Annotated in this window: 28 protein-coding genes; 10 read left to right on the forward strand and 18 right to left on the reverse strand. The window is 70.3% G+C overall.

The features are described 5' to 3' along the window. Positions 1–203: 203 nt before the first annotated feature. The 5 genes from KBX63_RS10355 to KBX63_RS10375 all read right to left on the reverse strand — a co-directional run bounded on the left by KBX63_RS10355 (position 204) and on the right by KBX63_RS10375 (position 5,099). Entirely contained in the window at positions 204–1,202 is a 999-nt protein-coding gene (locus tag KBX63_RS10355; RefSeq protein ID WP_210910782.1) for a glycine betaine ABC transporter substrate-binding protein, read from the reverse strand. 62 nt (positions 1,203–1,264) lie between these two features. Beyond that, positions 1,265–2,047, reverse strand: coding sequence for an ABC transporter permease (locus KBX63_RS10360; protein WP_307871680.1), 783 nt, complete (start codon positions 2,045–2,047; stop codon positions 1,265–1,267). After that, a complete protein-coding gene (locus KBX63_RS10365; protein ID WP_210910784.1) occupies positions 2,044–3,285 on the reverse strand; it encodes a betaine/proline/choline family ABC transporter ATP-binding protein in 1,242 nt (413 codons plus the stop codon). Before KBX63_RS10365 ends, KBX63_RS10360 begins: the two co-directional genes overlap by 4 nt. Then, on the reverse strand, positions 3,282–4,043 hold the full coding sequence (locus tag KBX63_RS10370) for an ABC transporter permease (protein ID WP_210910785.1): 762 nt from the start codon (positions 4,041–4,043) through the stop codon (positions 3,282–3,284). The genes KBX63_RS10365 and KBX63_RS10370 overlap by 4 nt, the downstream gene beginning before the upstream one ends. Before the next feature lie 525 nt (positions 4,044–4,568). Next, positions 4,569–5,099 carry a MarR family winged helix-turn-helix transcriptional regulator gene (locus KBX63_RS10375; protein WP_210910786.1) on the reverse strand — a complete coding sequence of 177 codons (531 nt, stop codon included), beginning with the start codon at positions 5,097–5,099 and terminating at the stop codon, positions 4,569–4,571. 259 nt (positions 5,100–5,358) lie between these two features. Here KBX63_RS10375 and KBX63_RS10380 point away from each other — a divergent pair, with 259 nt between their 5' ends. The 5 genes from KBX63_RS10380 (at position 5,359) to KBX63_RS10400 (ending at position 8,938) form a co-directional block, all read left to right on the forward strand. Then, positions 5,359–5,496 (forward strand): hypothetical protein, encoded by a 138-nt coding sequence (locus KBX63_RS10380; protein WP_210910787.1) that lies wholly within the window; start codon positions 5,359–5,361, stop codon positions 5,494–5,496. 401 nt (positions 5,497–5,897) lie between these two features. Next, positions 5,898–6,629 carry a hypothetical protein gene (locus KBX63_RS10385; protein WP_210910788.1) on the forward strand — a complete coding sequence of 244 codons (732 nt, stop codon included), beginning with the start codon at positions 5,898–5,900 and terminating at the stop codon, positions 6,627–6,629. 83 nt (positions 6,630–6,712) lie between these two features. Next, complete coding sequence (locus KBX63_RS10390; protein WP_210910789.1) at positions 6,713–7,156, forward strand: DUF5990 family protein; 444 nt, start codon at positions 6,713–6,715, stop codon at positions 7,154–7,156. A gap of 390 nt (positions 7,157–7,546) precedes the next feature. Continuing rightward, complete coding sequence (locus tag KBX63_RS10395) at positions 7,547–7,993, forward strand: hypothetical protein (RefSeq protein WP_210910790.1); 447 nt, start codon at positions 7,547–7,549, stop codon at positions 7,991–7,993. A gap of 192 nt (positions 7,994–8,185) precedes the next feature. Continuing rightward, positions 8,186–8,938, forward strand: a complete 753-nt coding sequence (locus tag KBX63_RS10400; protein ID WP_210910791.1) for an MBL fold metallo-hydrolase — start codon at positions 8,186–8,188, stop codon at positions 8,936–8,938. A 6-nt stretch (positions 8,939–8,944) separates the two neighbouring features. Here the strand turns inward: KBX63_RS10400 and KBX63_RS10405 are convergent, their stop codons facing one another. From KBX63_RS10405 to KBX63_RS10435, 7 genes are all read right to left on the reverse strand, one after another. After that, complete coding sequence (locus tag KBX63_RS10405) at positions 8,945–9,382, reverse strand: hypothetical protein (RefSeq protein WP_210910792.1); 438 nt, start codon at positions 9,380–9,382, stop codon at positions 8,945–8,947. Beyond that, positions 9,355–9,876, reverse strand: a complete 522-nt coding sequence (locus KBX63_RS10410; RefSeq protein WP_210910793.1) for a hypothetical protein — start codon at positions 9,874–9,876, stop codon at positions 9,355–9,357. The genes KBX63_RS10405 and KBX63_RS10410 overlap by 28 nt, the downstream gene beginning before the upstream one ends. Positions 9,877–9,964: 88 nt before the next feature. After that, the gene (locus KBX63_RS10415) at positions 9,965–10,339 is read right to left on the reverse strand and encodes a VOC family protein (protein ID WP_210910794.1); all 375 of its coding nucleotides are present in this window, start codon (positions 10,337–10,339) and stop codon (positions 9,965–9,967) included. 338 nt (positions 10,340–10,677) lie between these two features. Next, positions 10,678–11,733 carry a glycoside hydrolase family 43 protein gene (locus tag KBX63_RS10420; protein WP_307871681.1) on the reverse strand — a complete coding sequence of 352 codons (1,056 nt, stop codon included), beginning with the start codon at positions 11,731–11,733 and terminating at the stop codon, positions 10,678–10,680. Between the two features lie 127 nt (positions 11,734–11,860). After that, positions 11,861–13,069 (reverse strand): sialidase family protein, encoded by a 1,209-nt coding sequence (locus KBX63_RS10425; protein WP_210910796.1) that lies wholly within the window; start codon positions 13,067–13,069, stop codon positions 11,861–11,863. Beyond that, positions 13,056–13,577: an RNA polymerase sigma factor gene (locus KBX63_RS10430; RefSeq protein WP_210910797.1), complete on the reverse strand. Its 522-nt coding sequence runs from the start codon at positions 13,575–13,577 to the stop codon at positions 13,056–13,058. Before KBX63_RS10430 ends, KBX63_RS10425 begins: the two co-directional genes overlap by 14 nt. 61 nt (positions 13,578–13,638) lie before the next feature. Then, on the reverse strand, positions 13,639–14,661 hold the full coding sequence (locus KBX63_RS10435) for a trans-acting enoyl reductase family protein (RefSeq protein ID WP_210910798.1): 1,023 nt from the start codon (positions 14,659–14,661) through the stop codon (positions 13,639–13,641). 98 nt (positions 14,662–14,759) lie between these two features. On the opposite strand from KBX63_RS10435, the gene KBX63_RS10440 reads away from it, so the two are divergent. Beyond that, the gene (locus tag KBX63_RS10440; protein WP_210910799.1) at positions 14,760–15,707 is read left to right on the forward strand and encodes a helix-turn-helix domain-containing protein; all 948 of its coding nucleotides are present in this window, start codon (positions 14,760–14,762) and stop codon (positions 15,705–15,707) included. On the opposite strand, the gene KBX63_RS10445 is transcribed toward KBX63_RS10440, so the two are convergent. Continuing rightward, positions 15,702–16,931 (reverse strand): MFS transporter, encoded by a 1,230-nt coding sequence (locus KBX63_RS10445; protein WP_210910800.1) that lies wholly within the window; start codon positions 16,929–16,931, stop codon positions 15,702–15,704. The genes KBX63_RS10440 and KBX63_RS10445 overlap by 6 nt on opposite strands. 242 nt (positions 16,932–17,173) lie before the next feature. Here KBX63_RS10445 and KBX63_RS10450 point away from each other — a divergent pair, with 242 nt between their 5' ends. Beyond that, positions 17,174–17,560 carry a DUF2267 domain-containing protein gene (locus KBX63_RS10450; protein WP_210910801.1) on the forward strand — a complete coding sequence of 129 codons (387 nt, stop codon included), beginning with the start codon at positions 17,174–17,176 and terminating at the stop codon, positions 17,558–17,560. 52 nt (positions 17,561–17,612) lie between these two features. Here the strand turns inward: KBX63_RS10450 and KBX63_RS10455 are convergent, their stop codons facing one another. After that, complete coding sequence (locus KBX63_RS10455; protein ID WP_210910802.1) at positions 17,613–19,424, reverse strand: hypothetical protein; 1,812 nt, start codon at positions 19,422–19,424, stop codon at positions 17,613–17,615. A 57-nt stretch (positions 19,425–19,481) separates the two neighbouring features. Further along, on the reverse strand, positions 19,482–20,522 hold the full coding sequence (locus KBX63_RS10460) for an LD-carboxypeptidase (protein WP_307871682.1): 1,041 nt from the start codon (positions 20,520–20,522) through the stop codon (positions 19,482–19,484). Between the two features lie 249 nt (positions 20,523–20,771). Here KBX63_RS10460 and KBX63_RS10465 point away from each other — a divergent pair, with 249 nt between their 5' ends. Together KBX63_RS10465 and KBX63_RS10470 are read left to right on the forward strand one after the other, a co-directional pair. After that, positions 20,772–21,113, forward strand: coding sequence for an MmcQ/YjbR family DNA-binding protein (locus tag KBX63_RS10465; RefSeq protein ID WP_210910803.1), 342 nt, complete (start codon positions 20,772–20,774; stop codon positions 21,111–21,113). A gap of 77 nt (positions 21,114–21,190) precedes the next feature. Beyond that, complete coding sequence (locus KBX63_RS10470; RefSeq protein WP_307871683.1) at positions 21,191–21,745, forward strand: GNAT family protein; 555 nt, start codon at positions 21,191–21,193, stop codon at positions 21,743–21,745. A gap of 7 nt (positions 21,746–21,752) precedes the next feature. Here the strand turns inward: KBX63_RS10470 and KBX63_RS10475 are convergent, their stop codons facing one another. Then, positions 21,753–23,231, reverse strand: coding sequence for a glutamate--cysteine ligase (locus KBX63_RS10475; RefSeq protein WP_210910805.1), 1,479 nt, complete (start codon positions 23,229–23,231; stop codon positions 21,753–21,755). A 181-nt stretch (positions 23,232–23,412) separates the two neighbouring features. Between KBX63_RS10475 and KBX63_RS10480 the strand changes: the two genes are divergently transcribed. Continuing rightward, positions 23,413–23,751: a DUF3817 domain-containing protein gene (locus KBX63_RS10480; RefSeq protein WP_210910946.1), complete on the forward strand. Its 339-nt coding sequence runs from the start codon at positions 23,413–23,415 to the stop codon at positions 23,749–23,751. 41 nt (positions 23,752–23,792) lie between these two features. Here the strand turns inward: KBX63_RS10480 and KBX63_RS10485 are convergent, their stop codons facing one another. Together KBX63_RS10485 and KBX63_RS10490 are read right to left on the reverse strand one after the other, a co-directional pair. Next, positions 23,793–24,653: an alpha/beta fold hydrolase gene (locus KBX63_RS10485; protein ID WP_210910947.1), complete on the reverse strand. Its 861-nt coding sequence runs from the start codon at positions 24,651–24,653 to the stop codon at positions 23,793–23,795. A gap of 50 nt (positions 24,654–24,703) precedes the next feature. Beyond that, on the reverse strand, positions 24,704–25,252 hold the full coding sequence (locus KBX63_RS10490; protein WP_210910948.1) for a hypothetical protein: 549 nt from the start codon (positions 25,250–25,252) through the stop codon (positions 24,704–24,706). Positions 25,253–25,282 lie beyond the last annotated feature (30 nt).

A 25,282-nucleotide genomic window follows, 5' to 3' on the forward strand; every position in this document is an offset into this window, starting at 1 on the left:
CGGCAACAGGTTCCCCAAGCCGTACGAGCTGCGTGTCGGCCAAGTTCCTCGCCGGACGCACTGCAATCGTCGTGGACGTAGGCGCCGACTGCCGGAACAGATGCGTTCGACCTGCTTGCGGAGGTCTTCTCCGAACCCGGGGAACACATGATCGGCTCCCTGCGGATGCCCGGGGAGAGCCGATCGGTGTTCGGTTCAGGAGGTCAGGCGATGAAGCCCTGCTCCTTCATCCAGTCGGCGGCGACCTGCGCCACCGGTTCGCCCTTGACGTCGACCCGCTCGTTGAGCTTGCGGATGGTCTCGTCGTCGAGCTTGGCGGTGATCGGGTCCAGGATCGTGGTCAGGCTCGGGTACTTCGTGGCGGTGGCGCCATTGATGGTGAGCGCGGGGTTGTAGATGGGGAAGAACTTCCTGTCGTCCTCCAGCACCCGCAGATTGAGGTTGCTGATCCGGCCGTCGGTGGTGAAGACCTCACCGAAGTTGCAGGACTCACCCTTCTTCGTCTCGGTGTACACAACCCCGGTATCGACGATTTTGACGTTGGAGGCCGGCACGTTGATGTCATACACCTTGGTGATGCCGGGCCAGCCGTCGTTGCGTCCGGCGAACTCGCTCTCCAGACAGAAGGTCGCCTCGGCCGGGTTGTTCTTGGCGAACGCTGCCAGGTCGGTGAGGGTGTTGAGGTCCCACTCCTTGGCCTTCTCCTCGCGCACCGCCATGGCGTAGGTGTTGTTGGCTGGCGCCATGGTGCCCCAGACCACCTTGTTCTTCTCCTTGTCCTCCTTGACCACCGCGTCGTACTGCTGCCGAGAGTCCGGGATCGGATCGGTGTGGTTGAGGTAGGTGATCCAGGTCGTGCCGGTGTACTCCCAGTACACGTCGACATCACCGGCGAGCAGGGCCTTGCGGACGTTGACCGAACCCTTGATGTTGGTCCGGTCGGTCACGTTCGCGCCGGCCGCCTTCAGCGCCACCATGGTGATATGGCCGAACACGATGTTCTCGGTGAAGTCCTTGGAACCGACCACGACGGCCTGGCCCACCAGCGCGTCGTCTTTCTTGATCGACCCTGATCCGACGGCGACGTCCCCGCCGGAGTCCTCGGTGGTTACCGAGCAGCCGGCCAGCGCCAAGGCGATGAGCGCGGCTCCGGCGACCATTCGGGCACCGGACTTTCGGGTACGGAGCTTTCGGGCATGCATGGGCTACCTCCTTGACGCGCGGGGCGTCGGCTGGGAAACGGGGGAGTGGATGGTTCTGGGACTCAGTCCAGGCCGCGGGGACGCAGCAGGTCGGCGACCACGCCGCCGAGCCAGTCGAGCGTCAGGGCGAGTGCGCCGGTGAGAACGGCGCCGGTGATCAGCACCGGATCACGCTGGAGCTTGATCCCGGTCACGATCAGGCTGCCGAGTCCGCCCGCGTTGATGAACGTGGCAAGCGTGGCAACGCCGACCGCGAGAACGAGTGCGGTGCGTACGCCCGCGAGGATGACCGGTACGGCCAGTGGTAGTTCGATCCGGACCAGCACCGCGAACGGGGACATGCCGATACCTCGGCCCGCCTCGATCAGGCTCCGGTCGACCTGGTTGATCCCGACGATCGTGTTGCTCAGCACGGGTAGCACCGCGTACGCGACCAGACCGGTCAGCGCCGTGGTGGCGCCGATGCCCAACCAGATGCTGAGCAGCACCAGCAGACCGATGGCCGGCATCGCCTGGCCGACGTTCGCCAGGGCGGTGGCGTACGGCGCCAACCAGCGCAGCGCCGGGCGGGTGAGCAGGATGCCGGCGCTGCCCGCGATCGCCACGACGAGCAGGGCGGTCATCACCGTGATCGAGATGTGCTGGCGGGTCACCCGGAGCAGATGCTCAGCGTTGAGCGAGCGCTGCTCGATGGCGTCCAAGTCCAGGGTGCGCACCCAGAGGTAGGTGGCGAGCAACGCCGCCGCGATCACCAGTGGCATGGTCGAGTGCCGGCGCAGCAGACCGCGTGAGCGCGACGGTGGAGCAGGTATGGACTGGCGTGAAGCCGTGGCGCCGGCACTCACCGCGACGTCCGATCCTCGATCGCCGGGGTCCCGCGCCCCTGGGTGGGCAGCATGCCCGCGGTCGTCCCTTCAGAGCGGTCCGGAGACTCCGCCACAAGCCGGTGGCGCCTCCGCTCCGTCTCGCGCATCTCGGCGATGACCCGCATCAGCCGGTCGATGTTCACCACGCCGCGATAGCGACCGGCCTCGTCGACCACCACCACGGCGCCGCTGCTGGAGGCAAGCATCGCGTCCAGCGCGTCGTGCAGCGTGGCGCGCGGATCCACCGTGGTGGCGGCCACGCCGACGCCATCCAGGTTGTTCTGCTGCGGGTCCAGGTCCCGGGCGGTGACCCAGCGCAGGGGGCGACGTTCGCTGTCGACGGCGAGGAGAGCCCACTCGCCGGACTCGTCGAGTCGGCGTAGCGCTGATGCCGGCGACTCGTTCAGTTGGACGAGTACGGCCTCGTCGCAGTCGATCCCGTCCACCCGGCGCAGGTTGAGCTGCTTGAGCGAGGCCCCGGCCCCGATGAACTGGGCCACCGTCTGGTCGGCCGGATTGCCCAGCAGCTGCTCCGGGGTGTCGAACTGCCGGATGCTGGAACGCTCGCCGAGCACCGCGATGCGGCTGCCCATCTTGATCGCCTCGTCGAAGTCGTGGGTGACGAAGACGATCGTCTTCTGCAACTTCTCCTGGAGGCGGAGGAACTCGTTCTGCAGCCGGTCCCGGGTCAGCGGATCAGTGGCGCCGAACGGCTCGTCCATCAGCATCACCGGTGGATCGGCGGCCAGCGCGCGGGCAACCCCGACACGCTGTTGCTGGCCGCCGGAGAGCTGTCGTGGTAGGCGGTGCCGGAACTGGCCGGGCTCCAGTCCGACCAGGTCCAGCAGTTCGTCGACCCGCGCGTCGATCCGTGTGCGACTCCAGCCGAGCATCTTCGGTACGAGACCGACGTTGGTCGCCACGCTCATGTGCGGGAAGAGACCGACCTGCTGGATGACGTAGCCGATGCGCCGGCGCAGCTCGGTGGGGTTGAGCGACGTGACATCGGATCCGTCCACCAGGATGCGCCCGGAGGTCGGTTCGATCAGCCTATTGATCATCTTCATGGTGGTCGTCTTGCCGCAGCCGGACGGACCCACCAACACGACGATCTCGCCGCGTCGAATCGTCATCGACACGTTCTCCACCGCCGGGGCTTTCTGCCCCCGATAGGACTTGCTGACCTGTTGCAGTTCGATCATCACGTCATCGGTCATCGTTGACCTCCCTGAGAGTTGGCCGCGACCGCGAGGGCCGGTGCGCCGGCGAGCGTCCCGACGGTGTCCGGCTCATCGGGCCGGATCGGACTGGTCGACATGGTCCGGGACTTGCGGGCGCCCCGACCGCCACGGGTCAGCACACCGAGCAGTCCCAGGCAGAGGTCCACGACAAGGGCGAGGACGACCACACCGAGGGTGCCGATCAGTGCCTGGTTCAGCGAGTTGACGCCACCGAGGTTCGCCAGGCCGGAGAAGATCTGATTTCCCAGGCCCGGCCCGCCGACGTATGCGGCGATCGCCGCGATGCCCATCGTCATCTGGGTGGAGACCCGGATGCCGGCCAGGATGACCGGCCAGGCCAGCGGTATCTCGACGGTCGTCAACGACCGGAGGCGACTCATCCCGATGCCACGTGCGGCCTCGGTCAGTGCGGGATCGATCTCGGTCAGACCGACCACCGTGTTACGGATGATGGGCAGCAGGGCGTACAGGGTCAGCGCCACCAGTGCCGGCAGGTATCCCAGCCCCAGCGGTGTGATCAGCAGACCGAGCAGCGCGAACGACGGGATGGTCAAGATGGCCGCGGCGACCGCGACGGCGAATCCCCGCGCCCGCCGGTTGCGGTAGCTGGCCACGCCGATCAGAACTCCGATGAGCGTCGCCAGCGCGACCGACATCAGCACGATGGTGGCGTGCTCGATGGTCTGGGCGACCAGTAGGTCACTTCGGCTCTGCAGATACTCGAAAAACGTCATCTACACCTCCCCTGGCGGGCTTCCCGGGTGCCGGACACGGCGGTTCATGTCGGAGAGCAAGCTCGCCGAACGTCGTCGCCGATCAGCGCACCCGCGCCTCCCTCTGCCAAGTACGTGTGCCCATGCAAACAATGGAAGGGGTCACGTTACGTCATCAACGTCAGCCGACCCAAGCCGAGGGGCCCACGGTGACCAGCGCGATCCGCGCCGAAAGGTTGGTGTACGTCTCGGCTGCCCCGGGGACGGACCCCGATCGAAGTGCGGTACTGGATCGTCGTATCTGTCGCGGAAATCCCCTGCCCGGCACGAGTGGGCGGATTGTCGGTGGTGCTGGACGCGTAGCGGTCGGCTCCGGGGGCCACCAGCACTTCCCTCGACGAAGATTTGTGGCGAGCTGCGGGTAGCCATCACGGTGAGTTACGACGATCACTACCCGATTGCCGCGGCCGGTCGGTTCGTCCCACTGGGAATGATCGATGGAATCTGCCTGATCGGTTTCGTGACCGGCCCGCTCGCCACCTGGGGTCAGCCGGCCGCCGACGTGGGCGTGAGGTCCGTGCAGTGCTCCCACCGGTGCCACCACTGCCGCTCGGACGGCTCGCCGGAGGCGACGGCCAGCGCCTCGACCAGCTCGGCGAGGGACCGGGCCGCCGCTGCCTCCGGGGTCCGGACGAGCTCGCGAATCTGCGCGGTCCGCCGTCGCATCACCTCGCCCACGAGGCTTTTCCCGCTCTCTGTCAGGATCAGCCAGGAAACTCGCCGGTCCGTCGCGCCCTGGTGGCGAGCCACCAGACCCCGGCGCTCCAGTCGATCGCAGGTCCGCGTCACGGTCGACGGGTGGACGTGCAGGGCGGCGGCGAGATCGACCGTCCGCACCGGCCCTCGCGACGCGAGGACGACGATCGTCCGGTACTGGGACAGCGTGACTTCCACGTCCAGGGTCGCCAGAGTGTGAGCGGTGATGCCGACGAGGGCTCTGCTCAGTGCGGCCAGACCGTCTACGAGATCAGCGTCGGCGCCTGCGGGCACACCTGGGGGGTGCGCAGACAAGTCCATACGGCAATGATTGCATGTGTGCAGGAAACGAGGAGTTCAGACCCGTACGACGAGATTAACGGTCTCCACCCTGGAAGGGCGCCATGGCGCTGGCCCGTTGAGCAGCCCTTCTATCTGGGTCGCGGCAGCACCTTAATCTGGCTCGCGGCATCACCCGGCGGTTCCACTCTGGTCCAGGGTGGCTGCCCAGGAGGGCTCAGTGATTCCGATAGGCCGGCTTGACGAGTAACCACGATGGCTGGCCGGGTCGGACAGGGTCGTGCCGGCCGAGGTCCGGTGCCGGCCGTTGGCGCGTACCGAGATCGCCGAGATCGCCCGCGCGCACTCGGCACCGGCCGGCGTGGCGCGACTGGCGGCGTTGGTCGGCCCGTGGCACTGGCCGGCGCGATCCTGGTGAGCTTCGCGGTGGCCGGCGCAACCGTCTCGTCAGCCTGGCCGCAGCGTGACGTAGGCGAAGTCCTCCTCCGGCGGCAGGTATCGGGACACCTCGACGAAGCCGCACGCATCGGCGAACCGGAGACCGTCAGAATTGGCCGCTCAGGTGATCGTCTCGATCCCTTCGGCCACCGCGCGATCGTGTGTCCGTTGTGGACGTATCTTCAGATTTGTCGGTGGTCACAGCGCGACCTGGTTTACCGCGACCCAGGTGGACGCTGTTCGACCGCACACGCCGCAGGTGTCTCAATAAACCAACTCGCCGACCAGTACGGCGTCCACCGTTCAGATCTGGTGCAAGGTCCGCTCCGCTGGTCGAATGGGGGACCCAGCTGGGACGTGACGATTTAAGGAGTTCAAGGCGTGGCAACAGATGCCCTCGACGGACCGGTTCCGGAAACAGCCGTACGTGGGCAGCGAGTCCTCGACCTCTTGGACAAGGCAATCGACGTCCAGAGCGTGTTGGTGCGCAAGAACATTGCCCGGGCCCGCCAGCGGAACCCGGAGGCGACACCGGCACAGGTGATCCGCAATCTGGAGCGGATGTACGTCAGCGCACTGACCGGAACGGGTGCTGCAGTTGGAGGAGCGGCAGCGGCGCCCGGCGTCGGCACCGGCATCGCACTGGCACTGTCGGCCGGCGAGGCACTCTCATCTCTTGAGCTGAGCGCCCTCTTCGCGCTCTCGATCGCCGAAGTCCACGGAGTCCCCATCGACGAGATCGAGCGCCGCCGAACGATCGTGATGGGAATCATGCTCGGCGGGTCCGGCTCCGCCACCATCACCAAGGTCGCCGAGCGCACGGGGCAACACTGGGGACGTCAGGTTGTCGCCAAGGTGCCTGCCGAGACGTTGCGTCAGATCAACAGGATCTTGGGGAGACACTTCATCACGAAGTACGGGACCAAGCAGGGAATCATCGTTCTCGGTCGAGCGGCGCCGTTCGGTATCGGCGCTGTGATTGGCGGTGGCGCCAACGCTGCCCTCGCCACGCTGGCTGTGCGGGCCGGTCGTCGCGCATTTGGCCCACCCCCGACGTCGTGGCCAGGGAACACGCCCAGCACACCGCCACCGTCCGAGGACTCGCATGGCTGACCCTCGGTGCACTGACCGGGCCCCGTCTACCCGCTCCCACCAGCGGAATATCGAACGGCGGCTGCTGCACTAGAGTCGGCGGTATGCGGATCCGGATCGACGGCAGCGACCTCCCGGGGCGGCGCGCCGGTGCGGAAGCCGACGCGCTGCGGCTCGGCAACGTGCACGTCGGGGTCCAGCGCAAGGCCGAGGTCGTCGATCAGGTGCCGGCCGACGCGGCGACGGCGACCTGGTGCTTCGAGGTGTCCAGCCGGGAGATCGACGGGATGCTGGACGTCGGCGGACCGTGGGTGCACGGGCGCCCCGGAGCACGATTCCTGTATCTGAGCTGGGGCGCGGTGACCGAAGACGGCTTCGCGATGTTCAGACGGGCGAAGTTGATGTTCACCGACATCCCGACCGAGCTGCTGCGCGCCGCACACGAGGGCAGCGGGATCCTGGTCGGCCGAGTCGGGTTGACCGACGCCGCAGGCGGGCCGCTGTGCGCTCGGGTGCGCCCTCCCGCCATTGCCTGGTCGGTGGAGTGACGTACGGGCTCCTTGCCCCCGGCGGCAGGTACCGGTCGACCTCGGCGTAGCCATGCGACTCGACGAAGCGCACGCCGTCGACATCCGGCTCAGTGAGCGGAAGTGATCGCAAGCGTCTCCCCACGTACGGGGAAGCGACTCCCTCGGTGCGGGGATTCGCCCGCCATGCCGTTCGGGCAGGGTGATCTCGGATGTGCCGACGTTCACCACCGATACGGAGAAACCACCGTGATCCGAACGCCACGTGTGCAGACCATTTCCGACACGACGTCTGGTGCGCCTCGTACGCCACCAGCGTCGCCATGGGCGCGCCGAGCCGGTCACGTGGCGTAGATCGCCCCCGTACTGGGATTCATCCCGCTGCACATTCCATGGATCCTCGGTATCCCGATGTTCGCCAATCCCGATCCGTTCCACGAGTGGTACCACGGTCGCGGGCCCGGCGTCGGCGATCATCCGGTCGACGGTTTCCTGGGCATGCCGGCCGGCGCGTTCTATCTGGGCCTCCTGTGCGTCCTCGCCGGGCTCGGCGGAGTCTTGGCGCTTGGACTCATCAGTGACTGGGGAATCACCTTCCCCCGGTGGGTGCCGTGGCCGCGCGGACGTCGAGTGCCACCGTGGTTGCCGTTGACGCCAACGGTGGTGGGATCCGCCGTGATGATCGGCTATTCGGCGACCCTGCCCTGGCAGTTCGCGGCCGAGCTGTCCCGGTCCAGCCCGCAGGACATCTTCACCCCGACGGGCGTGCTGATCGGCCTCCCGCTACTTCTGGCCTGGACGGTCGCGTTGCCTCTGGCCGGTTGGTCCTACTACCGCCGCACCCGTCTGCCGCGCTGACAAGGTGCGGAACGCGTCGGGGGCCGGGCTGGCGGCCGGCGCCCGACGAACCCGGCTACAGACCTTGAACGGTCAGGTTGTGTTGGGTTCGAGGGTCAGTCCGCTGTGAGCGAGGAAGTCGTCGAGTAGGGCGGTGGGGTATTGGATCCGACACGATCGAAACGGCATCACCGCGTAGGCACACTTGCGGGCATGGTCGACTGGTATGCGCAGGCCGACGCGGGTGGTGACGTCATCCGGATCTCGGAACCGCACGTCAACGAACTGGTGTCGGCGAACTTCTGGTGGTTGCGCGGCAACGATCGTGACATCGTGGTCGACGCCGGGCTCGGTGTCGTCGCCTTGCGGGATGCGATTCCGGGCCTGTTCGAGCGCGATCCGATGGTCCTGCTCACCCACGCGCACCTGGATCATGTCGGTGGGGCAGCTGAGTTCGCTGACCGGGCCGCCCACCCCGCCGAGGCGGAGCTCTTGGCGGCGGGTGTACCGGCGAGCCTGTACGGCGCGGAGCTCTACGACAGAGTCGGGATCGACGCGGCGGGAGAACCCGTCCCGGAGCTCATGATCGACGTCCTGCCCGGTCCCGGCTACGACCCGGCCACCTACCGCGTCGAACCCATGACCCTGAACCGCACGCTCGACGACGGTGACCGCATCGACCTGGGCGGGCGCGGGCGAGTGCTGACTGTGCTGCACCTTCCCGGCCACACACCGGGAAGCATCGCCCTGCTGGAGGAGCGCACCGGGACCCTGTACTCCGGCGACATCGTCTACGAGGGTGCCTTGATCGACAACCTGCCGAACTCCGACGTGGCGGCCTACCGGCGAAGCATGGAGTTCCTCACCGACCTCGACGTGTCCGTCGTGCATCCCGGCCACGGGCACAGCTTCGACAGGACCCGCCTTCGCCAGTTGGCCGACGCCTACCTGCGCAGGAAAGCTTAGGGGACGTCACCGGCCGCAGGCCCCGCACGCGTGGCGGGTGCGCAGGTGGTAGTCGCTTGACGCCGCGACGAGCCCGAGCCCGAGGGTGCAGTACGCCGACATCGCCACCCAGAGAAACGTGTCGGAGAACTGGCTGACCGATCCCGACATCAACTGCACCATCCCCATGCCGAAGTAGGCGACGACGCCCGCCCCGAGCCCGAAGCCGGGCACCAGCAACAGCAGACGAGGGATCGTGCGGCCGGCGAGCAGCGGCACCCAGCCCGGCCAGATCTCGCCCCAGCGGTGCACCAGTGCCAACGGCAACAGCACCCCAGCCAGCACCAGGCCGATCTCCAACCCGATCACGGAGGCGTCCTGCGTGAGGCCGTCGAAACCCACCACGATCTGGGCCACGAAGCGGCTGACGAGGCCGGCTACCGCGGCGTACGCGGCCCAGCCCACCGCGCGGGTGCTGAGCGCCGCGAACCCGGTCGGCCCGCCCGGCAGCAGTCCGGACAGTCGCCCCGGGTGCGCCGCTGATAGCGGGCGGTGGCCAGACCGAGCAGGACCGCTCCGGTGACACAACCGAGCCGGCTGGCGAACGCGACCGGGTCGAAGTACGGGCCGACCGTGAACAGCAGGAAGCCCACCAACTCCGGCAGAAGAATCGCGGCTGCCGCGATCAGTGCTCCGGCGACCGTCCAGGCGAACCCCGCGAGCGCCGGCCGCCACGTCGTCACCCGGTCCAGAGCAACCGCCAGAACACCCGCGGCCACGCACAACGCCACCGACCGCCAGCCGGTGAAACCGAGCAGGTCAGACCCGAACCGCCCGAACTCCGGAGCCTCGCCAACGGTCCACGCCAGACGTGCGCCCCCGTATGCCACGGCCCAGCCGAGCACTGCGTACGTCAGAGCGTGGCCGCTCCTGCGAGCGATCGATGCCGATGTCGTCATGCATCGATCCTTCCGGCGCCCCGGCGCGGGCGACCCCCGCCGACAGGGGAAGACGCTCCCTCGCAGGAGGGACCACGTCCGAGGCCGGCTACAGGTACGGCCGCGTGACGATCTCGATGGCGAGCCCGGCCGGGTCGAAGAAGTAGAACCCGTGCCCGCCGTGCTCGGTGTTGGTCTCACCCTCGCGCTGCATCTGCGGGTCGGCCCAGTACGTGATGCCGCGCTCCTCGATGCGCGCCAGGCACCGCGCGAACAGCTCGTCGTCGACGAGGAACGCGTAGTGCTGCATCTGGATGTCCACCGGCGGCTCGGCGAACTGGAGCAGCACACCGTCGTCGAGCAGGACGTTGGCGAACGGCCCCCACGATGGTGCCTCCGGCAGCTCGAACAGCTCCCGGTAGAACGCGGCCGACGCGTTCCTGTCCTTCGTGGCGATGATGGTGTGGTTGAACGTGACTGCCATGCGTACCGTCTTCCCGGTAGATCCGAAGACCCGATCGGAAGCCCGCGGCGTCCACCAACCGCACCGATGACAAAGCCCCGACGGCACCGACGCCCCGGACTCCGCGCGAGACACACGTACGTCGTGTTGATCTCGGCGTGGCGGCTGAAGTAGCCACAACCTCCGGGGGGTAGGCCCATCTGGGGCGCGCCGGAACGCTATCACGGCCGGTGCTCATCACGGCCGCCTGCAAGGCGGCCGGAGTCAGCGTCAACTTCTGACCGTCGTTGCCCACCCGACGCCGACCGGCGTGGCGTCCCTCGCCCCGCTGGTCGGCGTCGACGGTTGAGGCGCGCGGATCACTCGAAGAACTTGATACTGAACCCGGTGTCGGTCGTCGGGCCGGGCACGTTGGCGCGGCGGTAGGTGGTGTTCCCCCACCAGCAGAAGGTGCCGGTGTACCAGTAGCGGTTCGCCCAGGAGTACGGGGTGCCCTTGGGCACGGCGTGGAACATCAGCGGGAACCTCGGCCCGGCGGGCGGGCTCGTGGCGATGTCGCCGTTGAGCAGCACGAAGCTGTGGTGGCCGGGGCCGTCGACGTGCAGGGTGGGGTCCCAGCCGGCCATCATGGTGGCCCGGTTCGAGCCGAACAGGCAGCCGTTCGACTTGTACCAGTCCCAGACGTACGTCGGGTCGCCACCGGCGCGCAGTCGCAGGTCGGCGAGGCAGTACTGGTTGCTCCAGCTGCCGTTGGCGGAGTAGACGATGTGCAGCTGCCCGTTCGGGTCCCGAATCGCCTCGGGGGCCTCGTTGATGTACGGGTTGCCGACGACGCGTTCCCAGCTCTCCCGTGGCTGCGAGATGATGAACCGGTTGCCCGTCGGGGTGAGCGGGTCGCTCATGCGGCTGAGGTAGATGTTCTGTTCGACGTTGGTGTCGCCGGCCCACCCCGACCAGACGAACCACCGCTGCCCGTTGAAGGTGAACAGGCTGCCGTCGATGGCCCACTTGCCGCCGGGCAGCGCGAGCTGCCGCTCGGCCGTGTAGCCGCTCGCCGGTGCCGTCGAGCTGATCGCGTACATCCGGTGTGCGGGGCCGCGCCCGGCCGAGAAGTAGATGTAGTAGCGGCCGCCGTCGGTGATGATCTCCGGGGCCCAGACCTCGCCCAGGTTGCGGGTGTCCGACCAGACCTGCCGCGCCGGAGCGGCGGCCAGCCCGTCGGTCGACAGTGCCTGGCGCACGGCGATCCCGCCGTTGAGCGACTGGACGGAGATGTAGGTGCCGCCGACGCGGATCACGCTCGGATCGGCGGCCCGCAGGGTGGTCTGCCCGGCCGCCGCCGGCCCGGCACCGATGGCGGACAGGCCGGCGGCGAGCACGGCGGTCAGTACGACGGAGAGGAGTCTGGTGTTCACGGTGGTGGTTCCCTTCTCGACGCGCGTCGCCGGGCGTGGCATCGCTCGCATCGATGGGCGTCGAGCTTCTGTGTAGAGCCCCGATGAGGAGACTGTCAATGGATTGCTGCCATACGGCCGCATCCGTTCAGGGCGCGAGCGTGAAACGGGTCCAGGTGGTCGCGTCCGTGGTGACCAGGAGATGGTCCGGCTCGCCGGTTGATCCGTCATCCGGGCCGAAGAGCCAGGCGTACCCGGGGGCGACGCTGAGCGCGCCGACGACCGGGCCGTACTCCCGGGCGACCGTGAAGTGCCGCCCGTCGTCTCGGCTGACCAGGAGCCGCGCGAGGCGGTTGGGCTCCGTGCCTGCTCCCGCTGTGATCGCCAGCAGAGATCCGTCGGACCCGACCGTGAGGTCCCAGTGCGCCTGCGTGGGCAGGTCCGCGCCGGTGTCCGTCCAGGTCTCCCCACCGTCCGTCGTTCTCAGCAGCCGCATCGAGCCGCCTTCCGTCGACGGCCAGGCCATCAGGTACCCCTTTCGGTCGTCGAGCCCGACCACCGCCGCCACGCTCGCGTCGGTCCCCACCTCCCAGGTGGTCCAGGTCGCGCCCCGGTCGGAGCTGCGGGCGACGGTCGCTCCCGAGGGGCTCGGCATCTGGTACGTCGCCCAGATCGTCCCGTCGGGGCTGGGGTAGAGGCTGAAGAGCGGACGCCACGACGGCGCCTTGCTGCTCAGCCGGTACACGGTTCCGCTCGACGGATCCACGGCCAGCGGCTCCTGCTGGGCGCCACAGCCGAACCCGCAGAAGACCGGTCGGGCCGTCGCCGGGAACGTGGGAACCGCCACGATCGCCTCGTTCCCGTCCCGCCAGGTCCGGCCGTAGTCGGTGGAGAGGCGGGGTAGTCCGGCGTCGCTGACCAGGTAGGACCGGTCGCTGAGAACGGAGAACTCGAGGCCGCCCACCGTCGGCGTGGGGTTGGCCTCGCATCTGGTGCCCTGGAACCGGGCCGTGTCCCCGTCCGACCAGCTCCGGCCCCGGTCGTCGGTGAACGCGAAGCGCAGGACGCAGCCCTCCCGCCGTACGTCGACGCCCGAGTCCGGACCGGTCAGCGTGAAGTCGCTGGAGTGGTCGGGGCGGGGTGACGGCTCAAGCGGCGCCACCGGGTGCGCCCGGTCCGGCCCGGACACCAGCGGTACGGCGGTCACGCCGGCCAGCGCGACCAGGGCGGTCGCCACGATCGCCACGGACCGGCGCCGGCGCGACCGGGCGGTGGACCGCAGCTCGCCCAGGGGCGGCTGCCGGACGGCCTCGGCGATGGCCTCCACGTCGAACCCGGAGAACTCACGATCGGGCATCGATCCTCCCGGTTTCCGTGGTGTCGGTGACGTCGGAGTCGGTGAGCAGCGCCGCCAGGGCGTGCCGGCCGCGGGACAGCCGGGACTTCACCGTCCCGGCCGAGACGCCCAGCGTGGCGGCGACCTCGTCCACCGGCAGGTCGACGAGGTAGTGCAGGGCCAGGGCCTGCCGCTGCCCCTCGGGCAGGCCGCGCAGCGCGGCGAGCAGGGCGAGGTGCTCCGGCGAGTGGTCGGCGACGGCCGGCGGCGGGCCGATCCGACGCAACAGTCCATCGAGTACGCGCCGACGCCGAAACCGGCTGCGGGCCACGTTCACCGCGACCCGGCGCAGCCACGCCTCCGGGTTCTCCAGCTCGGCGAAGCGCCGGGGCGTGGCCAACGCCTTGGTGAACGCCTCCTGGACCGCCTCCTGCGCCTCGTTCAGGTCGCCCGTCACCGCGTACAGCTGAACCACCAGGCGCCGGAAACAGCCGGCGTAAAGCTCGGAGATCAGATCACCGTCGGACACCGCCACCCCCCTTCTTCCACCAGTCCCACCAATGGGCGGGGGAGAAGGTTCCGGTGGCCGGTCAGAATATGTCGAGCGTGATCTGCGCGGACAGCGCGCGGAGGAAGTCGGGCGCGTCGAAGATCGCGCCGGCGGAGGCAACGCCGCTCGTCCTCGTCCGGCCGCCGAGAATGCGATGGACCGCTTCGACGGCGAGGGGTGCGCTGATGGCGTAGATGTCCCGGCCGCTGGCGATGACGCGTCGTCGCGTGTCGCCGGAGCGCACGATGACGTCGACGGTGAACGTCTGCGCGGACCGGCCGAGTTCGTCGACCGCCGCCGGTGCCGGTGTGCTGGGAGCGGCCAGGTCCCTGGCCGCGTCGATGGTCATGTACGTGCGCACCTCGGGGATGGACAGGTGGCTGGGGACGGTGACGACGTCGGCCATCGTGAAGTCGCCGAGGACGGTGCGGCGGCCCGTCGGAGCGGGGAAGTCCCATTCCGTCCTCGGCAGGTCGCCCCCGTCGACGTAGTAGTCCAGCCGACCACCGGTGTAGCGGACACGGTGGCCGTCGCGCCGCTCCCGGGAGACGGCGCCGGCGGCGAGGGTCCCGGCCGTGGGGTGCCAACTGTTCAGTCCGTACGCGACGTGCGCCTCATCGGCCGCCGTCCAGTCGCCCATCGCCGTCGTCACCAGCAGATCGCCGAGCCCGCCGAAGAAGGCCATCGCCGGGACCACCGCGACGCCCGCGGCCCGAGCGCGGTCGGTGAAGTGGGTGAACGTGTCGACGTTGGCCTCGATCTCGGCGGCCACGTCCACGTACGGGATCCCGGTGCGCAGGGCGGCCTCGATCACGGGGGCAGCGGTCGAGGCGAACGGGCCGGCGCAGTTGATGACCGCGGCCGCGCCCGTCAACGCCTGGTCGAGCGAGGCCGGATCGTCGACCGACGCCACCCGGTATTCGAGCCCCGACGCCGCCAGCGCCTGGAGCCTGCCCTCGTCGCGACCGACGAGCAGCGGGACGAACCCGCGATCGCGCAACTCCGTCACCACGAACCGCCCGGTGTGCCCGTACGCACCGAAGACCGCAACGTTCTGACCCATCTCAGTTCTCCCCTCGAAAAGATCGACTGAGCAGAGCCTCCAGCACTGGCCAGCCCCGGACCAGTGTCGGGAACGCCATGCCCCGTACAATTTCGGACATGGCCACTGTCGCGCTCGCCGCCACCGACGCGATGCTGCACTTCGAGCTCGCCATGGCCTGCGAGGTCTTCGTCCGCGACCCCTCCGGCCTGGCCGACCCGTGGTACGACCTCGTGGTCTGCGGCCCGGGCCCGGTCCGGGTCGGCAGATTCCGGATGGACCCTGACGACGGGTTGGAGCGGCTCGCCCGCGCCGACACCGTGATCATCCCTGCCGTGGAGGACATCGACGCGGACGTGCCACCCGACCTGCTCGACGCCGTCCGCGCGGCCCACGAGGCGGGCGCCCGGATGGTCTCGCTGTGCACCGGCGCGTTCGTGCTGGCCGCCGCCGGGGTGCTGGACGGGCTGCGCGCGACCACGCACTGGGCCCACACCGAGGCGCTGGCCGCCCGCTATCCCCGGGTGACGGTCGACCCGGACGTGCTCTACGTCGACAACGGCACCGTGCTCGCCTCCGCCGGCAAAGCCGCCGCGATCGACCTGTGCCTGCACCTGATCCGCCGCGACCACGGCTCGACGGTCGCCAACGCCGTCGCCCGCCGCCTGGTCGTGCCACCGCATCGCGCCGGCGGCCAGGCCCAGTACGTCACCACCCCGGTGCCCGCCCGCGACGACCATCCCCTCGCCAACCTGTTCCCCTGGGCGTTGGAACGGCTGAACCAACCGCTGACCGTCGAGGACCTGGCTCGCCAGGCGAACATGAGCTCGCGCAACCTGGCCCGCCACTTCAGGTCGGCGACCGGCACCACCCCGCTGCACTGGCTGTCGACACAGCGGATCCGTCGGGCCCAGGAGCTGCTGGAGAACACCGACGACAGCATCGACGCCGTCGCCGAGGCGGCCGGCATGGGCACCGCCACGACGCTGCGCCGGCACTTCCACCGCACCGTCGGCGTACCTCCGGACGCCTACCGCCGCACCTTTCGCAGCGCCGGCGGATCATGACGAGTGGGCCGACGGGACGCGCGCCTCGTGGCCCCGGTACGTCACGGGCCGGGGCGTCACCGCGTAACGGCTCAGGGCCATCAGCGGAAGGGTCAGTACGGCGAGGGCCAGGCACAGCGCCGCCACCGCGATCATCGCGCCCCGCAGGCCGGTCGCGGACGCCCACAGTCCCACGTAGACCGGCCCCAGCAGGAACCCGAGGTACGACACGGCCGTCACGATGGAGGTTGCTCGCCCGCGTGCGGACTCGACTACGTTGCGCGAGACGATGCTCAGCAGCGTGGGGAACAGGGCCGCGGTACCGGCGGCGGCGAGGACGAGCCCCGCCAGCGCGACGGGTACGGACGGCGCGCGCGCGAGGACCGTCGTGCCGCCGGCCGCCACGACGGACCCGAGAACGAGGACCTTCCGGGCGTGGGCGGGGTCCAGCGTGCTGACCGCGAAGCGGGTGGCCGCCACGACGGCGGCGAACGCCGCGGGTGCGATCGCGCTGAGGCCGGGGCCGGTGACCAGGACGTCCTCCATGAAGACGGCACCCCAGCTCTGGTGGGCGTTTTCGCTGGCGAACGCGAGCGCGCCGAGCGCACCCACGAGGAGCAGCGGCACGATCGGCATCCGGACACCACTCGTGCTGCTCGGCGCGGTCGGCTCCGGGCCCGACGTGTCGGAGGGCAGGCTCCGGCGGATGGCGGCACCGGCCACGGCCGACAGCAGCAGCACGGCCGCGAAGGGGACCCACGTGGGTGCCCCGAGCGCGAACGCCGCGCCGGTGCCGAGGCTGGACACGACGACCATGGTGGAGAACACCGCGCCGGCCCGGGTGATGATCGGCCGGCCGGAGCTTTGCTCGGCGCGCCCGCCGACCGAGTTCAGGGCGACGTCGACGGCGCCGCTGGCGAGGCCCACGCCGGTGAGCCCGGCGCACAGGCCGACGAGTCCGTCGACGGTGACCGACGCCGCGAGTCCCGCCCCGCCCAGGGCAACGACCACCGGGGCCGTGCACCGTAGCCCCCACCGGTCCAGCGCGCGACCGGTCAGGAGCATCGCGGGCAGGGCGCCAGCGCTGATGAACAGCAGCGCGGTGCCGAGTTGCGCGTCGTCGAGACCGGCCTCGTCGCGCACACGCGGCACGGCCGAGCCCCAGGTGCCCCAGAACGCACCGAAGACGACCGCCGCGAGGTAGGTGGCCCTGACCAGCTGTCGGTGTGGCGGTGCGAGTCGCATTGTGTGACGCTACCCAGTCACCGCCCTCGATACCGTTTCCCGGTCGACCGTCCGCCGCCGACGGCCGCGTCCTCGATCGACTGATCCGCCTCGTCGGCTGCGAGATGTGCGGTCCCGCCCGTCGACGCGCTGGACGTCCGGGTCGACGGCTGACCTCGTTTGCGCCCAGAGAGCCTGGGAACTCGCCACGTTCGTCCGCCGGCAGGCCTGACGGCCGGTCGAGGAGACGGAAGGAGCGGGTCATGGATTACGAGCAGTTGATCGCCACGGTACGACGACGCGCGGGCCTCGGCGAGAATGAGGCCGTGCGATCCGTACAGGCCGTTTTGTCGGTGCTCGGCGAACGGCTCGCCGGACGGGAGGCCGACCACCTGGCGGCACAGCTACCCGAGCGGCTGAACACGTCCGTCACCCGTAACCCACAGGGTCGCCGGTGGGACGTCGGCGAGTTCCTGAAGAAGGTGGGCGACCGGGAGCAGGTCGCGGACGCGGACCAGGTGCGTCAGCACGCCCAGGCGGTGCTGCGTACCGTCGCCGAGGCGCTCGACGACGACGAGCGTCACGACCTGTTCGCCCAGCTCCCCGGCGGCATCACCGATCTCTTCGGGGTTCCCACCCCGCGCGGTTGAGCACCGCCCCCGGCGGCAACCCGCGCGCCGTGCACATCTGATCGGAGCGGGGTCAGGTCTTGCGGACCGCGCTGGTGAAACCGGCGATGAACAGAGTGGCGAAGCTCCAGGCGAGCAGCTGGAGGACCCAGCCGGCGATGGTGAGGGTATGGCCGGCCGGGGTGTCGGTGGGTTGGCAGCGGTCGCGCGCGCCGGTCTTGAGCAGTGGTGTGCCGAGGTCGAGGCCGACGCCGATCTGGTCGATGGTGGCGCAGGCGCTGACTGCACCACCGGTCACCGGTTTCTGCGCGAGGCCACCGTGGTGGCCGCCGATGACGCCGAGGGTGACCGCGATCGCCAGTGTGGCGAGGAGCAGGAGCAGTGCCCGCCAGGGTTGGTAGCCGTAGCCGAGGGTGATGCCGAGAAGGCGACCCCAGGCGCGTTCGGAGGCGGTCAGCCCGGCGCGTTGGATCTGGTCGCGGCGTTGGGCGATGAGGATGGTGCGGGCGTCGCGGTCGTGGCCGGCGGCGCGGTAGGCGGCGGCGAGGTGCTGGTAGGGCTGGGCGCTGTAGCGGGGCGTGTGCTCGCGCAGCAGGGTCAACCACCCCTGCGGTGACGCCGAGCGTGGGAGCCCACCGTAGGTGAGGCCGTCCAGCTCGATCAGCGGTCCCGGGCCGGGTGCCGTGCGTGTCACCCGATCGGTGTCGAGGCGGAGAGTGCCACCGATCCGCGTTCCGGCCAGCACCAGCACGACCACCTCGTCACCGCCGCTGGTGGCGCTGAAGCCGTCATCCAGGTGCACGTCCTGGTCGACCCGGAGACCGTTCAGGTCGAGGGCCGGGCCGGTCGTGTTCTCCAGTCGCGCCCCACCGCAGGCCAGTAGTCCGCCGATGTGGGCGCCGGCCAGGCCGATAGTGCCCCACTCGCCGGTGCTGGTGGCGGTGAAACCACCGTCCAGGGCGACGTCCCGGTCGACCGTGAGGCCGTCGGCGTCGAGGACCGGGCCGGCGGTGTTCGTCACCCGCGCACCGCCGCCGCTCAACGAGCCGATGTGGGCGCCGAGCAGCCGGATGGTGCCCTGCTCGCTGGCGCTGATGGCGGTGAAGCCGTTCGACAGCAGCACGTCCCGGTCGGCCCGGAGGCTGTCGGCGTTGAGCGCCGGCCCGGCGGTGTTCTCCAGCCGCGCCCCACCACAGTTGAGCTGGCCGCCGATGTGGGCGCCGAGCAGCCGGACGGTGCCTCGCACGCTGGGACTGGTGGCGGTGAAGCCGTCATTGAGGAACACGCTCTGGTCGACCTGGAGGCCGTCGGCGTCCAGGGCTGGCCCGGTGCTGTTGTCCCACCGAGCCCCGCGGCAGTCCAACGTGCCGACGCGGGCGGCGGCGAGACGAATGGTGCCGGCGACGGCGTCGGCGCTGGCCCTGCTCCTGTCGAGCGCGAGCGTTGATGCGGCACAGCGGGTGGCGTCGAGTTCCGCGTCCGGCGAACCGGCCGCCTGCTCGATGCGGCACCCGGTCAGGGCAACCGCCGACAGGCGGGCGTTGCGAACGTTCACGCCGCTGGGCAGGAGACAGTCGCGCAGCTCCAGCGCCAGCTCACTGGTGATGTTCTCCAGATCGATCCGGCCGGCGATCCGGGCTCCGCGCAGCCGCAGGCCGTGCGGGTCGGGATCGCCGACCAGCCGGCCGCGGACCAGCTCACGGATGACCGAAGCCGAGATCGTCCGGTCGTCGCCCCAGGACCGCATCGCGGCCTCATCGACCGGTCCGTCACCAGCCAGATCCAGCACCTCGCCGCGGGCGACGGACTCGATCAGTCGCTGCTCGACCAGACTGTGCGCTCCGTCGTTCGCATCCCGCACCCGCTGGGCGCCCACTGACGTCATGGCACCCATCATCAACGACAGGTACGCCGAGCGGCCGGCGCCACCACGCGGCTCCGGTCAGCGTGGACGGACTCCGGGTTCCACCGTCAGAGTCCCCGCCACGGCGTCGATCGTGGCGCGCGAGCCGAGCGGAATGGTGAGCTGGCCATTGCCATGGCCCAGTCGAAGCCCGCCCAGGACCGGAACGCCCAGGTCGTAGAGGCGATCCTGCAGGACCGCCGCCGCGTCCCACTCGTTCGGGCCACCGATGCTGTTGGTGATCTGGCCGATGACCACTCCGGCAACCCGGGACAGCACGCCCACCCGACGCAACTCGGTCAGCATCCGGTCGATGCTGTACGGCGCCTCGTCCACGTCCTCGAAGAACAGGATGGCGTTGTCGAACTTCGGGGTGTCAGCGGCGCCCAGCGATGTGGAGATCAGCGTGAGGCAGCCGCCGAGCAGGGGACCCGTCGCCCGGCCCGGAACCAGCACGGGGGCGGCCGTCTCGGCCGGGTCCCGGGCGATGGTGACGGGTGCGGTCGTCATCACCGCCCGGCGCAGCGACTCGGCCGACTCCGGGCCCGTGCGGCTGTCGCTCCAGTTGACCATCGGGCCGTAGAAGGTGACCAGCCCGGTCTCGCGCCAGAGCCTGCCGTGGATGCTGGTGATGTCACTGAACCCGACGACCACCCTGGGGTCGCGACGGAGCCCGGCCACGTTGACCCTATCGACGATCCGCTGGGTGCCGTAGCCGCCACGGGCGGCGAAGACGGCACGGACCCCGGGATCGTTGAGCGCGGCGTTCAGGTCAGCCAGCCGCTCCGCGTCGGTGCCGGCCAGATAGCCGTACCTGGCGAAGACGTGCGCACCCAGCTCGACCTCCAGGCCCCAGCTCCGCAGGATCTCGATGCCGCGGGCCATGTTGTCCGGGTTGGGAGTGCCACCGGGCGACACGACCCGGACCCGGTCCCCGGGCGCCAGCACCGGCGCGCGCAACTGCCGCTTCGGACCAGCCGGCGCGGCCTGCGCCGCCTCAGCCGTGCCGGCGAGCAACGCGCCGCCGGCAGCCGCCGCGCCGACTCCCAGCATGTGCCGTCGGGACAGGGTCGTGCTCACGGGCCTCTGGGTCGGGGTGCGGTCTGTTTCGGAAGCAGCCACAGGAATCCCTTCATCGTCATCGATGTCGGCGCCACCACAGCCTACGACACGCATCAATGACCGAGGGGGTCCACAAGGGACGCTCCACCGGGGATCGAGCAGAGGCGACAGACGACCCGGGTATGGGCGGGTCCAGCGCCTGCGGCAACGCCGGCCGTAGCCTGGCACCGGCACGGGTGCGACCACTGAGACGACAAAGGAGTGGCCATGATCAGGCTGGCTGACATCCGTGGCTACGCGATGGCGCTGCCGGAGGTCGTGGAGAAACCACACTTCCGGCTGCCCGGCTTCCGCGTCGCGGACAAGCTCCTCGCGCACCTGGAGAAGGGCGACGCGCACGCGATCGTGTGTGTCGGGCAGACGGAGGCCACAACGGCGGCCGCGGATCAGCCGGACATCTATGAGGAGGTGTGGCGGAACGGCCGGATCTTCGTCGGCCTCCGCGTCGACCTGGCCAAGGTCACCGAGGAGCGCATGCAGGAGCTGATCGAGCACGCCTGGCGCAACCGGGCGCCGAAGCGCCTGGTCGCCCTGCATGACAACCGCTGACGGCACCGACCACGACGTCCTGCGCCACCCAGGAGGGGAAAGGCTTGATGGAGAACGAGCGGGAGTCAGCGTCTGGCGTGGCGCACGACCGCGGGGAACCCACGGTACGACTGCGGCCGGTCGCCGAGACCGACCTGGAGATGTTCCGGCGGTTCTGCACCGAGCCGGGGCTGATCGGGCTGGACTGGTCCGGCTTCCGCGACCCGGGTGCACCGGCGCGGCGGTTCGCCGCCGACAACTGGCTGGGCGCCGACGACGGGCGGCTCATCGTGCAGGTCGAGCCGGACCAGGCCGCCGCCGGCTTCGTCAGCTACCTCGCCGGGCGCTACAGCGGCATGGCGTCGTACTGGGAGATCGGGATCGCGCTGCTGCCGGCGTGGCGCGGGCGCGGCATCGGCTGGCGGGCCCAGGCGCTGCTCTGCGACTACCTGTTCCAGCACACCCCGGCGCAGCGCATCCAGGCCGGCACCCACCCGGAGAACGTCGCCGAGCAGCGGTCGCTGGAGAAGGCCGGCTTCCAGCTCGAAGGCGTCGTGCGGGCCTGCGAGTTTCGGGCCGGGCGGTGGCGCGACGGGTACCTCTACAGCCGGCTGCGCGACGACCCGTCACCCTGGGACCGCCCGGGGGAGTGACGCCGGCTCAGGGGATGGGCCACTCGTGCACCGGCCGGTTGCTGTGCATCAGCGTCACGTAGTGCCGGACCACCTCGCGCAGCGCCGCCGGCCGGTCCAGGTGGTCGGCTGACTCCAGCCGGTGCAGCGTCTCCACCTGCCACGTCGCGCCGTTGCGGCCGGTCAGGCAGCGCTGCTCGATGATGCCGAGCAACCGGTCGCGCTCGCCCGGATCCAGCCCCCACCGGTCCAGGCCGTGGTGCGCCAACGGCAGCAGCCGGCGCAGCACCAGCTCGGTGACCGGCAGGTAGCCGAGGCCGGGCCAGTAGACCTGCGCGTCGATGCCGTACCGCGCGCAGCTGGTGAAGTTTTCCTCGGCGGCGCTGAACGACATCTGCGACCAGAGCGGCCGGTCCGACTCGGCCAGAGCCCGGACCAGGCCGAAGTAGAAGGCGCCGTTGGCGATGGTGTCCAGCACGGTGGGCCCGGCGGGCAGCACCCGGTTCTCCACCCGCAGGTGCGGCCGGCCGCGCGACACGTCGTACACGGGCCGGTTCCACCGGTAGACGGTGCCGTTGTGCAGCCGCAGCTCGGCGAGGTTGGGCACCTCACCGGCGGCCAGCGCCTGCGCTGGGTCCTCCGGGTCGCAGACCGGCAGCAGCGCCGGGAAGTAGCGCACGTTCTCCTCGAACAGGTCGAACACGTTGGTGATCCAGCGTTCGCCGAACCAGACCCGGGGCCGTACGCCCTGTGCCTTGATCTCCTCCGAGCGGGTGTCGGTGGCCTGCTGGAACAGCGGGATGCGGGTCTCCCGCCACAGCTCACGGCCGAAGAACAGCGGCGCGTTCGCGCCGAGGGCGACCTGGATGCCGGCGATCGCCTGCGCGGCGTTCCAGTAGTCGGCGAACTGCGCCGGACTGACCTGGAGGTGGAACTGCGTGCTGGTGCAGGCCGCCTCCGGGGTGATCGTGTCGGCGGTGACCGCCAACCGTTCCACACCGCTGATGGCGATCGGCAGGTCCTCGCCCCGGGCGGCGAAGATCTGCTCGTTGAGCAGCGCGTAGCGGGGGTTGTGCGAGAGCGTCTCGGCGGTCAGGTGCTCCGGGCGCAGCGTCGGCAGGATGCCGATCATGACCATGTGGGCGCCGATCGCGCGGGCCTTCTCCTCGGCGGCGTTGAGGCTGGCCCGCACGTGCTCCTCGAACTCGGCGGTGCCGGTGCCGGTCAGCCGGCGGGGCGCCACGTTGATCTCGATGTTGAACTGGCCCAGTTCGGTCTGGAAGCTCGGGTCGGCGATCGCCGCCAGCACGTCGGCGTTGCGCATCGCCGGCATCGACTCCTGGTCGACCAGGTTCAGCTCGATCTCCAGCCCCGTCAGCGGCCGGTCGATGTCGAACCGCGACTCGCGCAGCATCTCGGCGAAGACGTCCAGGCACCGGCGGACCTTGTCCCGGTAGCGGGCGCGGTCCTCCCGGCTGAAGGTCCGTACGCCGACATCCTCGCCCATGGTCACCACCCTGTCACCGCTGGTCCCCCTAACCTCGCACGTGTCGGGCGGGCGGGGAAGACCCGAGAGTCCCTTCCTACCCAGCTGCGAGCGTGGTGATCCCTGTCGCGCCCGCGTGGTCCGCTCCGGTGCGGCCGGCCCGCACCGCTAGCATTGCCGTCCGAGAGGTGGTGGCGTGGGAATGCGTGAGAAGGTGACCCGGCTCTTCGTCGCGGCGGCGATCGCCGAGGCGTGCTCGTGGTTGGCCCTGCTCGTCGGCATGGTGGTCAAGTACGGACCGCCGGAGAACGAGCTGGGCGTCAAGATCTTCGGCCCGATCCACGGCGGCCTGTTCATCGCCTACGTCCTCCTGGTGCTGGCGGTGGCCCGGCTGCACCGGTGGAGCCTGCTGGCCACGGTCGTGGCGCTGGCCTGCGCGGTGCCGCCGTTCGCCACCCTGGCCTACGAGCGGTGGGCCCGCCGTCGGGGCATGCTCGACACCGCCCGCCGACCGGCCCGCGAGCCCGCCCCGGTCGGCTGAGCGGCACGTCGCACTGATCCGGCCCGGGCCGCGCTGACCGGTCAGTCGGCCAGGAAGTCGGCGAGTACGGCGGCCAGCGCCTCCGGCGCCTCCTCGGCCATGTGATGGCCCGAGTCGATCGACGTCGCCCGCACGTCGTCGGCCCACTCCCGCCAGATCGCCGTCGGATCACCGTGCAGCTCCACCATGTCGTCGCGTTCGGCCGAGACGAACAGCACCGGGCAGCCGATCTTCCGCCCGGCGGCCCGGTCCGCTTCGTCGGCCGTCTGGTCCGGGCCGAGGCCCGCCCGGTAGTCCTCGCACATCGCGTGCACCGTTGCCGGGTCGTGGATCGCCCGGGAGTAGTCCGCGTACGCCTCCTCGCCCATGTCGGCGGGGGAGCCGCCGTACCAGGCGTCCGGATCCGCGTTGATCACCCGTTCCGCCGGCTTGTCGGTCTGGCCGAGGAAGAACCAGTGCCACCAGCGGGCGGCGAACCGGGCGTCGCAGGCGGCCAGCGCGGCACCGATCGGCACCCCGTCGAGCACACCGAGGCGGCTGACCCGATCCGGGTGGTCCAGCGCGGTGCGCATCGCCGCGTACGCGCCCCGGTCGTGGCCGACCACCGCGGCCCGCTCGTGGCCGAGCGCGTCGAGCAGCGCGACCACGTCGCGGGCCATCGCCCGCTTGGCGTACGCGGAGTGGTCGGCGGTCTCCGCCGGCTTCGTCGACCCGCCGTACCCGCGCAGGTCGGGGCAGATCACCGTGTGCCGCTCGGCGAGCAGCGGTGCCACCCGGTGCCAGGTCGCGTGGGTGCGGGGGTGGCCGTGCAGCAGCACCACCGGCGAGCCGGACCCGCCGTGGCGCACCCGCAGGCGTACCGGGCCGACGTCGATCTCATCAAGGGTGAATCCGGGAAACATGCCGGTGCCGGTGCCCACCCTGCCAGGCCCGGAAACCCGGACCCGGCCGGTCAGGTCAGCGCGGACCAGACCGCGACGCCGGCGAGCAGCAGCGCGCCCAGGACCGCCTGCAACAGCAGCGGCGGGCCGAGATGCGACCAGAGCGTCGCGGTACGCGGGGTGAGCAGCTGCCCGGTGGTGAGATTGACGATCCGCTCGATCCGCGGCGGCAGCTCCGGGTCGCGTTGCGGGCGCAGGGTGAGCTGCACGTGGTCGGCCGGGTGCAGGGCGCTCTGCGGCAGGTGGCCGTGCAGCTCAACCTCGCAGAGCTGGCCGGCGGTGTTGCGCAGCCGCACCGGGGTGACCAGGTACTCCGGGCCCTGCTTCAGCTCCTTCCAGCGCCGCCGGGTGCCGCCGCTCCCGGCCGGGAAGAGCGAGCGCAGCAGCAGGGCGGGAAGCCGGGCGAACGCGGCTGCGGCGAGCACCGCGACCAGTACCGGCTGGCCGATGCGCACCTCGCGCGTGTAGCCGTCGAGCAGGCGGACCAACCGCCCGGTGACGATCCGCTCCGTCGGGTGAACGATCCGTCGGGTATCGAGTCCGCTGTCCATCTCCACCACCGAGAGTCCGCTTCCTTTCACGCATCGTAT

The organism is Micromonospora sp. U21, assembly GCF_018070045.1.
GTDB lineage: Bacteria > Actinomycetota > Actinomycetes > Mycobacteriales > Micromonosporaceae > Micromonospora.

Excerpts from the sequence above, each read along its gene's own strand:
- KBX63_RS10355 (WP_210910782.1), bottom strand. The coding sequence starts at position 1,202 with ATGCATGCCCGAAAGCTCCGTACCCGAAAGTCCGGTGCCCGAATGGTC.
- KBX63_RS10365 (WP_210910784.1), bottom strand. The coding sequence starts at position 3,285 with ATGACCGATGACGTGATGATCGAACTGCAACAGGTCAGCAAGTCCTAT.
- KBX63_RS10370 (WP_210910785.1), bottom strand. The coding sequence starts at position 4,043 with ATGACGTTTTTCGAGTATCTGCAGAGCCGAAGTGACCTACTGGTCGCC.
- KBX63_RS10375 (WP_210910786.1), bottom strand. The coding sequence starts at position 5,099 with ATGGACTTGTCTGCGCACCCCCCAGGTGTGCCCGCAGGCGCCGACGCT.
- KBX63_RS10390 (WP_210910789.1), top strand. The coding sequence starts at position 6,713 with ATGCGGATCCGGATCGACGGCAGCGACCTCCCGGGGCGGCGCGCCGGT.
- KBX63_RS10395 (WP_210910790.1), top strand. The coding sequence starts at position 7,547 with ATGTTCGCCAATCCCGATCCGTTCCACGAGTGGTACCACGGTCGCGGG.
- KBX63_RS10400 (WP_210910791.1), top strand. The coding sequence starts at position 8,186 with ATGGTCGACTGGTATGCGCAGGCCGACGCGGGTGGTGACGTCATCCGG.
- KBX63_RS10410 (WP_210910793.1), bottom strand. The coding sequence starts at position 9,876 with ATGACGACATCGGCATCGATCGCTCGCAGGAGCGGCCACGCTCTGACG.
- KBX63_RS10415 (WP_210910794.1), bottom strand. The coding sequence starts at position 10,339 with ATGGCAGTCACGTTCAACCACACCATCATCGCCACGAAGGACAGGAAC.
- KBX63_RS10425 (WP_210910796.1), bottom strand. The coding sequence starts at position 13,069 with ATGCCCGATCGTGAGTTCTCCGGGTTCGACGTGGAGGCCATCGCCGAG.
- KBX63_RS10435 (WP_210910798.1), bottom strand. The coding sequence starts at position 14,661 with ATGGGTCAGAACGTTGCGGTCTTCGGTGCGTACGGGCACACCGGGCGG.
- KBX63_RS10440 (WP_210910799.1), top strand. The coding sequence starts at position 14,760 with ATGGCCACTGTCGCGCTCGCCGCCACCGACGCGATGCTGCACTTCGAG.
- KBX63_RS10445 (WP_210910800.1), bottom strand. The coding sequence starts at position 16,931 with ATGCGACTCGCACCGCCACACCGACAGCTGGTCAGGGCCACCTACCTC.
- KBX63_RS10450 (WP_210910801.1), top strand. The coding sequence starts at position 17,174 with ATGGATTACGAGCAGTTGATCGCCACGGTACGACGACGCGCGGGCCTC.
- KBX63_RS10455 (WP_210910802.1), bottom strand. The coding sequence starts at position 19,424 with ATGACGTCAGTGGGCGCCCAGCGGGTGCGGGATGCGAACGACGGAGCG.
- KBX63_RS10465 (WP_210910803.1), top strand. The coding sequence starts at position 20,772 with ATGATCAGGCTGGCTGACATCCGTGGCTACGCGATGGCGCTGCCGGAG.
- KBX63_RS10475 (WP_210910805.1), bottom strand. The coding sequence starts at position 23,231 with ATGGGCGAGGATGTCGGCGTACGGACCTTCAGCCGGGAGGACCGCGCC.
- KBX63_RS10480 (WP_210910946.1), top strand. The coding sequence starts at position 23,413 with ATGCGTGAGAAGGTGACCCGGCTCTTCGTCGCGGCGGCGATCGCCGAG.
- KBX63_RS10485 (WP_210910947.1), bottom strand. The coding sequence starts at position 24,653 with ATGTTTCCCGGATTCACCCTTGATGAGATCGACGTCGGCCCGGTACGC.